The organism is Acinetobacter sp. ANC 4216 (assembly GCF_004331195.1).
Lineage (GTDB): Bacteria > Pseudomonadota > Gammaproteobacteria > Pseudomonadales > Moraxellaceae > Acinetobacter > Acinetobacter kookii.
Window position 1 is genome coordinate 1 of the sequence record NZ_SJOC01000034.1, and the last position, 7,523, is coordinate 7,523.

Genomic DNA, 7,523 nt, shown 5'->3' on the forward strand with positions numbered 1-7,523 from the left:
ATAGCACAATGGCCTGACGTAATGGATCAAATGCGAAGAAAGCTCTCAGTGGTTTACCTCGATGTTGAACACGAAGCTCTTTCATGTTGGTAAATTTAGAGTCATAGACGGTATCTACTAAAGGGCGGCCTAAACTTGGTCCTTGCTGCTGTAGAACAACCAGGGCAGCCAGAACCTTCTCTTGTGTTGATTAGTCTTGCTGTTCAAGCCACTGATTAAATAGATCTGTCGTAATGACTGTCCACATACCACAACCAAAATATAGATTATAGTCTATATTTTAGGAGCATTATGCTTGTTTTGCAAATGAGAAATGATAGGCAATAAAAAAGCCCGACATCCTGTCGGGCTTTTTCGTGTTCGGTGCTAGGTAGGGCTGTCTACCTCACGATCCTGGTGCGAGAACTTATCGTTATTGTTTTATGTTCCGGAACGTCCTGTTCCTGTATGACTTCATCATAAGCAAAAAACCGCAGATCCCCTAGCCGCAAAACCCCTAAATGTCTGTGCGCCAGGGCGTACAAAAACGGCTAAAAGTTGTCCCGTTTTTATCCGCAGAAATTGGGGATAATTTTTGCCCTGGACATCTGATGGGATCAGGAAAAACTGCAAAATCGTCTATTTTTTAAACAAAATGATTGGCGAAAGATGCCAGAATCGGACATAAAAAAACCGATTTGTTTCCAAACCGGCTCTAGGGTAGAAAATTGGCATTATGTAAAATATTAAGTATTTGATTTTATTGGTCTTTATATAGTGCGTTTCGGATAACACCCATTATGTTAAATGAGATGCTGATCGTAGATATTAGAACCAAAAACTACTTTATTTCGATGAATGTACAGTCCCCAATTTAAGCTATTATCAAAAATTGATATCTCATCACAAGAATAATAAAAATCATCGAAAAATTTTACGAAAATTTTCCAGTTAGTACTAACAGCAATATCAGGTTGCCAAACTACATAAATATCTTTTTGAAAAGCTAACCCTGTATGAAATAACCATTTTTTGATTGTTTTATCTTCGGTATTAATTGCTCTAAAACAATTAAAATTCTTTCCTTCCATCAAGTTTTTGGTAATTTCAGAACTATAATTCCAAAGAAAATTTGAAGCCTGTGGAGTCATAGGCTTTATTTGATCTAAATGTATCTGATTAAGCTGATTCCAAGAATCATTGTCAAATCTCCAATGTATTGGAAATTGATCAAATGGCATTATGAAATTGTTTAAACTTTTTAAATCCATAGTTATTAAAGTGTCTTTTAAATATTTCTAAAATTAACATAATACACGTTATACGAAATTTAAAAAATGAGATTATCCTTATGATAATTAAAGAAATTTAAAAATTTCGTATAATCGCCATTATGTTAAATAAATGGTTTTACAAACTAAACCTAATGAATTTAATGTGGCAGCATATTGATGGTACAAAAAAGACTTAGGAACTTGATCAATGAGTCAACAAATTGAAAATACATTAGTCATTGAGGCTTACCAAGCAATTGCTGAAGAAATTCTAGCCTTTGTTGGAGAAAATTCTTGGGATGAAGCTGGAGCAACCTACGAAATTTTTGGGAAAATGATTAGTAGTACATGGTGGTCAAAATATAATAGTGAATTAGACCGACTCGGTAGTGATATTCCTAGAGATGTTAGTAAATTGGCTAAAGAAAAAATTTTTTTCCTTAGAAAGCATTTGCTTGATTTGACAGGTGATCGTATTTGGGGGCTAACTTTTACATTGTATCCAACTGGAAAGTTTAATATTCAATACGACTATAACAAGCCAAAAGATTATGAAGAAACTGATTATAGCTGAAGAACTAAATAATACGTGTATGAAAAAGTAAAGGCTTTGGAGGATTTGGGTTCTAGCGAATTAAGGAGTTACAGGTTCATTAGATTTTACCTTTTTAAGCTTTCCTAAAATTAACATAATACACGTTATGCGAAATTAGAAAAATGAGTTTATTGCACTGATATTTATCTATTTTTTAAATTTTAGACCTGGGTTGGTGCCCAGGTTTTTTTTGTTATTCACCAATTAAAATGTCTATGCGATAAACCATTTAAAATGTCCTGTTTTTAACTGCAAGAGTCAAGAACAGGATTTTAATTCCTTTGTTCAATGATGGCTTTCTGAGCTTTACGACTCGGCATACTTTTCTTGAGACGGGAACGTTTATTCTGTTTTTCCAACTCTTCATGCTGTTGCTGGATATGGGCTAGAACCGAGCCTAATCTTTTATTCTCAACCACTGCATTTTGCTGCAGTCCAGCCAGTTTATTGAAGACGCTATAGTTGATCTTCCGTCCTTCATGCATGATGGCCACAGTGCCATCTGGATACTCCAGAAATGAAATGTATTGCCCAACAAGCTTATGATTCAGTGCTGTTGGCTCAAGCATATAAATACACTTGTCATACGTGATGGTCAGGTTCTTTGTGACCTTACGCGGTTCCTGCCAGGTGAAAATCTCCTCCAGTTCAGCAGCGGACTCTGTTAAAGGGCGATGCAAGTTCTTGGAATTCCTCGCACATTTGGCAAACTTCTGATTGAACGGCACTGTTGCAAATAGTGATTTGAGTCGATGATGTTCCCTTTAAAAAGTGCTTAGAGACCGAAAACCCTGTTGATTAGACACACTTCACCCTGAGGCTGACCATAATAAAATGACGATGCTTGTCCTTTACGTAGTGCACGCATGACTTCAATACCTTTAATTGTGGCATAAGCAGTCTTCATAGATTTGAATCCTAATGTGGCCCTGATGATTCGCTTTAACTTACCATGATCACATTCAATGACATTATTTTTATACTTAATCTGCCTGTGCTCAATATCTACTGGACATTTTCCTTCTCGCTTTAATCGTGATAAAGCATGGCCATAGGTCGCTGCTTTATCTGTATTGATGACCCGTGGAATTTGCCATTTTTTCACCGTATTGAAGATCTTTCCTAGAAAACTATAGGCTGATTTACTGTTCCGTCTAGCGGAAAGGTAAAAGTCAATCGTATGACCCTGTTGATCAACTGCACGATACAGGTAAGTCCATCGCCCCTTCACTTTGATATAAGTCTCATCCATATGCCATGAATGTAAATCTGTAGGATTACGCCAATACCAGCGTAACCGTTTTTCCATTTCTGGAGCATAACGCTGAACCCAACGATAAATTGTACTGTGATCCACATTTATGCCTCGTTCAGCGAGCATTTCTTGAAGTTCACGATAGCTGATGCCATATTTACAATACCAACGAACAGCCCAAAGAATGATTTCACCTTGAAAGTGCCGACCGTGGAAGGGATTCATCTGCTGTATCTCGAAATAAATAAGATATTTAGCTTATCATGTCAGCCTATTTGCAACAGTGCCGTTTTCGGTCTCTAAGCACGTTTTGAAAGGAACATCATCGACTCAAATTTCTATTTGCAATAGTGCTCATTAAAGTGGCTCAAGCCGTTGGGATAAGTTTTGCAACAACTGAAAGATAATTTTTCTGTATTGCCGGAGAACAAAATTGCCAATAAGCAAGACTGGCAAGCGTTATCGGAAACATGGAAAGGGCAGTTAGATGAAAAAATTATATATTTGCTCCAGCTCAGGTCCCAGTTAGATAAATGTATTGGCTGCGGCTGCCTGTCTCTAGATCAATGTCCTTTACGTAATCCAAATGATCAATTCGCTGACCAATCTGTGATGAATTCTTATGAAAATGATTTGATTGAGTTACTCAACAAGCAGTTGGTAGAACTGGAGCAACCCGATTTCAATGCTCTGGAGCTGGCGGAGACACAGCATCGCTGAAATGCATATTTGAAAAATGACCTAAAGAATAGGAATCTTATTCTATAGGTCATAAGTGCTATATTGATGATCATGAAGAAAAAATTAAGATTTCTCTTTCAAAACCTGTGAAAATTTTCTCACTTTTTCTAATGTCGCATCCACACCCTGATTAAAGAAAGTATCAACCAGTGCTGAGCCGATCACAACCAGATCAACTTTATTTGCCAAAGCTTTCACATGACTTTCATTTTTAATACCAAAACCAATTGCGATCGGGATATTAAACATGGGTTTTATTTCAGCGATCTTTTTTTCAAGATTGGGTAGATTCAAATTGCCTCCGGTGAGGCCATTTTCCGCAACATGATATAAAAATCCTGTCGCACTTGCCGAGATTTGTTCCAATCGCTCAACAGGAGTAGTGGGTGCAGTCATTGCGATTAGATACATATTTTTTTCAGTTAATCGCAGTTTAAATTGTTCCCGATATTCATAGGGTGCATCCAGAATTAGGATCCCATCAATCAGATTTTCGGTATCCCAAACCAGTTGCTCGAAACCATATTGCATGATCGGATTTAAATAGGTCATGAAAATAATCGGGGTTTTGTCATCCTGTAGACGGATTGCTTTAACCAATTCAATTGTCTGATGTACGGTTTGTCCAGCACTGAGCGCTCTGAGATGGGCTGCCTGGATGGTCTCTCCATCTGCAACAGGATCAGAAAATGGAATACCAACTTCGATGATATCGGCTCCAGCCTGACCCAACTGACTAAACAGACGACAACTTTCAGTAAAGTCAGGATCTCCAGCCGTAAAATAACAGACCAGACCGCTTCGATGTTCCTGTTTTAATTGCGCTAGTTTTAGATCTAAACGGTTCATACGGTTGCTCCTGCAAGATATTTTTTGACTGTGTCTAAGTCTTTGTCACCTCGACCACTTAAATTGACGATAATTGTCTGCTCCGGCTGCATTTCTTTTGCGAGCTTGATGGCATATGCGATGGCATGAGAACTTTCCAATGCCGGGATAATGCCTTCCTGCTGACTCAACAACTGGAAGGCCCTCACGGCCTCTTCATCATTGACCGCTGCATAGGTCACGCGACCTGTTTCAAACAAGATGCCATGCTCAGGACCCACCCCGGGATAATCCAGTCCTGCGGAGATGGAATGTCCTTCTAAAATTTGCCCATCTGAATCTTGGAGTAAGTAAGTCAAATTGCCATGCAGGACACCGATTCGACCTTTTGAAATCGAGGCAGCATGTTCGCCACTATCTGTCCCTTTTCCACCGGCCTCAATCCCGAACATTTTGACATCAGGATCTTGTAGAAAGGGATGCATGAGTCCCAATGCATTTGATCCGCCACCGACACAGGCAACCAAAGCATCAGGGAGTTTATTCTCTTTGAGGAGGATTTGATTTTTCGCTTCTATACCAATAATTTTTTGGAACTCTCTCACGATGGTTGGATAAGGATGGGGACCTGCACCTGTTCCCAACAGGTAGTAAGTCGTGTCTACGTTACTGATCCAGTCACGTAACGCTTCATTCATGGCATCTTTCAAAGTTCCACGGCCTTTCTTTACGCCTTTGACTTCAGCGCCGAGTAATTTCATGCGGTTAACATTCGACTGCTGACGCTGAATATCAGTTTCACCCATATAAATCGTGCACTTCATCTTAAACAGCGCACAGACCGTTGCTGTGGCAACGCCATGTTGTCCAGCACCTGTTTCTGCAATGATTTTGGTTTTACCCATAAATTTAGCTAATAATATTTGTCCAACACAGTTATTGATCTTGTGGGCACCGGTATGGTTTAAATCCTCTCGCTTGAGATATATTTTGGCTCCTCCTGCATACGCTGTTAGATTTTTTGCATAAAATAGAGGGCTAGGACGACCCACAAAGTCCGTCAATATTTGTCGATATTCAGTCCAAAATTCAGGTTGATGCCGGATGATATTAAATGCATGTTCTAAATCTTGTAGGGCCGGCATCAGGCTCTCTGGCATATAGCAGCCGCCAAATTTCCCAAAAAAACCAGATTTATCAGGACCCTGACCAGTATAATGAGTTGTCATTCCATATCTCTTGAAGCATCAAAATTTACTGAATCTTAAGAGATTTCCATTTTTCTTATAATTGATATATTTTTAGCTTGTGATGTTAGAAAAATTTACAGAATGAAACGTAGAACCTTACCGCCCTTAAATTCTCTGAAAGCATTTGAAGCAGTCGCGCGACATAAAAGTTTCAGCTTGGCTGCAGAAGAATTATGTGTAACTCATAGTGCGGTTAGCCATCAAATCAAACAGTTAGAAGAGTGGTTGGATAAAAAACTCTTTATCCGGCATTCATCAACGATCTCTCTCACCCGAGAGGCAGAAGACTTATCTCGTCTTTGTACTCACTTTTTCAATGAGTTGGAACAATGTGTCTTTGAGTTAAGTAACAAAGCTTCAGAAGTGGAAATCGTAATCGGAGCATCTCATAGTTTTATGGCGAATTGGCTGATTCCACGCTTAGAAAAACTCGAAATCATTTATCCCAATATCCATATTAAATTAATGACTTGTAACGACTTAAAGCTACTGGAAAAAGAACAGATTGATATTTTTATCAATAGCTTAAGTTTAGATCACATGCTACCTGACTCTTTGGATAAATACCTTTTATTCCCAGATCACATGGGACCTATTTGTAATGGTGAAACATTTCATTTGAATACGATCAATGATCTCTTGAAATACCCATTACTGCATACTCATTCTAATAAGAATGCTTGGCATATCTGGTTTGAGCGATCAAATATGAACTTTCAGACTAAATCAAATGACCGCTATTTTGATCGTCTCAATTTAATGATAGAGGCTGCTGTTTCCGGATTGGGGATTGCCATAGCACCTCAAATTTTAGTAGAAAAAGAAATATTGAATGGAAGGATTATTGCTCCTTTTGGGTTCATAGAATGCGACTATAACTTCTACGCAATCGTAAGGAAAAATAGTGCGAACAGTGATGTTATGAATATTGTGAATTGGTTACAGAATGAGGCCAAATGAGATCTTCAGAGAGTCGCAGCCCTCAAGAATCTAAATAGGGCACTGTTGCAAATAGAAATTTGAGTAGATGATGTTCCTTTCAAAACGTGCTTAGAGACCGAAAACTCTATTCACTAGATACACTTCACCCTGAGGCTGACCATAATAAAATGACGAAGCTTGTCCTTTACGTAGTGCATGCATGACTTCAATACCTTTAATTGTGGCATAAGCCGTCTTCATCGATTTGAATCCTAATGTGGTCCTGATGATCCGCTTTAGCTTGCCATGATCACATTCGATCAGGTTATTTTTATACTTAATCTGCCTGTACTCAAGGTCTGGTGGACATTTTCCTTCCTGTTTTAACCGTGATAAAGCACGTCCATATGTGGGTGCTTTATCCGTGTTGATCACTTTTGGAATTTGCCACTTCTTCACATTACGCAGATTCAAATCCCAAGTGCGACACATTTGTAGTTAGTTGAAAAAGTTAGGTGTATTCGTAGAATCATTGGACTTTTTCAACTCGCAATTGGAAAGCACACAATGAAGAAATACACCCAACTTTCTCAAGATGAAAGATACGAAATTTATGCTACTTTGAAAAGTAAAAGTTCAATCGCTACCCTTGCTCGGGAGTTAGGGCGTTCACGATCAAC

Annotated in this window: 8 protein-coding genes and 3 pseudogenes; 4 read left to right on the plus strand and 7 right to left on the minus strand. The window is 38.6% G+C overall.

The window, feature by feature from the left end; genetic code table 11:
• Together E0H88_RS15690 and E0H88_RS15695 are read right to left on the minus strand one after the other, a co-directional pair.
• Window positions 1–247, minus strand: a pseudogene (locus tag E0H88_RS15690) (type II toxin-antitoxin system RelE/ParE family toxin); the annotation flags it as partial.
• Between the two features lie 535 nt (window positions 248–782).
• Entirely contained in the window at window positions 783–1,220 is a 438-nt protein-coding gene (locus E0H88_RS15695; protein WP_131275057.1) for a hypothetical protein, read from the minus strand.
• A 241-nt stretch (window positions 1,221–1,461) separates the two neighbouring features.
• Here E0H88_RS15695 and E0H88_RS15700 point away from each other — a divergent pair, with 241 nt between their 5' ends.
• On the plus strand, window positions 1,462–1,827 hold the full coding sequence (locus E0H88_RS15700) for a hypothetical protein (protein WP_092818267.1): 366 nt from the start codon (window positions 1,462–1,464) through the stop codon (window positions 1,825–1,827).
• A gap of 293 nt (window positions 1,828–2,120) precedes the next feature.
• Here E0H88_RS15700 and E0H88_RS15705 read toward each other — a convergent pair.
• Both E0H88_RS15705 and E0H88_RS15710 read right to left on the minus strand, forming a co-directional pair.
• Window positions 2,121–2,570, minus strand: a pseudogene (locus tag E0H88_RS15705) (ISNCY family transposase); the annotation flags it as partial.
• Between the two features lie 53 nt (window positions 2,571–2,623).
• Entirely contained in the window at window positions 2,624–3,328 is a 705-nt protein-coding gene (locus E0H88_RS15710) for an IS6-like element IS1008 family transposase (RefSeq protein ID WP_020753605.1), read from the minus strand.
• Window positions 3,329–3,490: 162 nt separating this feature from the next.
• Here E0H88_RS15710 and E0H88_RS15720 point away from each other — a divergent pair, with 162 nt between their 5' ends.
• Entirely contained in the window at window positions 3,491–3,823 is a 333-nt protein-coding gene (locus tag E0H88_RS15720) for a MerR family transcriptional regulator (protein WP_052431329.1), read from the plus strand.
• Window positions 3,824–3,907: 84 nt separating this feature from the next.
• On the opposite strand, the gene trpA is transcribed toward E0H88_RS15720, so the two are convergent.
• Both trpA and trpB read right to left on the minus strand, forming a co-directional pair.
• Window positions 3,908–4,693, minus strand: a complete 786-nt coding sequence (gene trpA / locus E0H88_RS15725) for a tryptophan synthase subunit alpha (RefSeq protein ID WP_131275059.1) — start codon at window positions 4,691–4,693, stop codon at window positions 3,908–3,910.
• Window positions 4,690–5,901, minus strand: a complete 1,212-nt coding sequence (trpB, locus tag E0H88_RS15730) for a tryptophan synthase subunit beta (RefSeq protein ID WP_044112331.1) — start codon at window positions 5,899–5,901, stop codon at window positions 4,690–4,692. Before trpB ends, trpA begins: the two co-directional genes overlap by 4 nt.
• A gap of 102 nt (window positions 5,902–6,003) precedes the next feature.
• On the opposite strand from trpB, the gene E0H88_RS15735 reads away from it, so the two are divergent.
• Window positions 6,004–6,882 (plus strand): LysR family transcriptional regulator, encoded by an 879-nt coding sequence (locus tag E0H88_RS15735; protein ID WP_044112330.1) that lies wholly within the window; start codon window positions 6,004–6,006, stop codon window positions 6,880–6,882.
• 90 nt (window positions 6,883–6,972) lie between these two features.
• Here the strand turns inward: E0H88_RS15735 and E0H88_RS15740 are convergent.
• Window positions 6,973–7,311: pseudogene (locus E0H88_RS15740) on the minus strand (DDE-type integrase/transposase/recombinase); the annotation flags it as partial.
• A gap of 99 nt (window positions 7,312–7,410) precedes the next feature.
• Between E0H88_RS15740 and E0H88_RS15745 the strand changes: the two are divergent.
• Window positions 7,411–7,523: helix-turn-helix domain-containing protein (locus E0H88_RS15745; protein WP_146144371.1), on the plus strand; the 113-nt coding region annotated here is incomplete at its 3' end.

Coding starts and splice junctions, on each gene's coding strand:
- trpA (WP_131275059.1), bottom strand. CDS start 4,693: ATGAACCGTTTAGATCTAAAACTAGCGCAATTAAAACAGGAACATCGA.
- E0H88_RS15700 (WP_092818267.1), top strand. CDS start 1,462: ATGAGTCAACAAATTGAAAATACATTAGTCATTGAGGCTTACCAAGCA.
- trpB (WP_044112331.1), bottom strand. CDS start 5,901: ATGACAACTCATTATACTGGTCAGGGTCCTGATAAATCTGGTTTTTTT.
- E0H88_RS15710 (WP_020753605.1), bottom strand. CDS start 3,328: ATGAATCCCTTCCACGGTCGGCACTTTCAAGGTGAAATCATTCTTTGG.
- E0H88_RS15735 (WP_044112330.1), top strand. CDS start 6,004: ATGAAACGTAGAACCTTACCGCCCTTAAATTCTCTGAAAGCATTTGAA.
- E0H88_RS15695 (WP_131275057.1), bottom strand. CDS start 1,220: ATGCCATTTGATCAATTTCCAATACATTGGAGATTTGACAATGATTCT.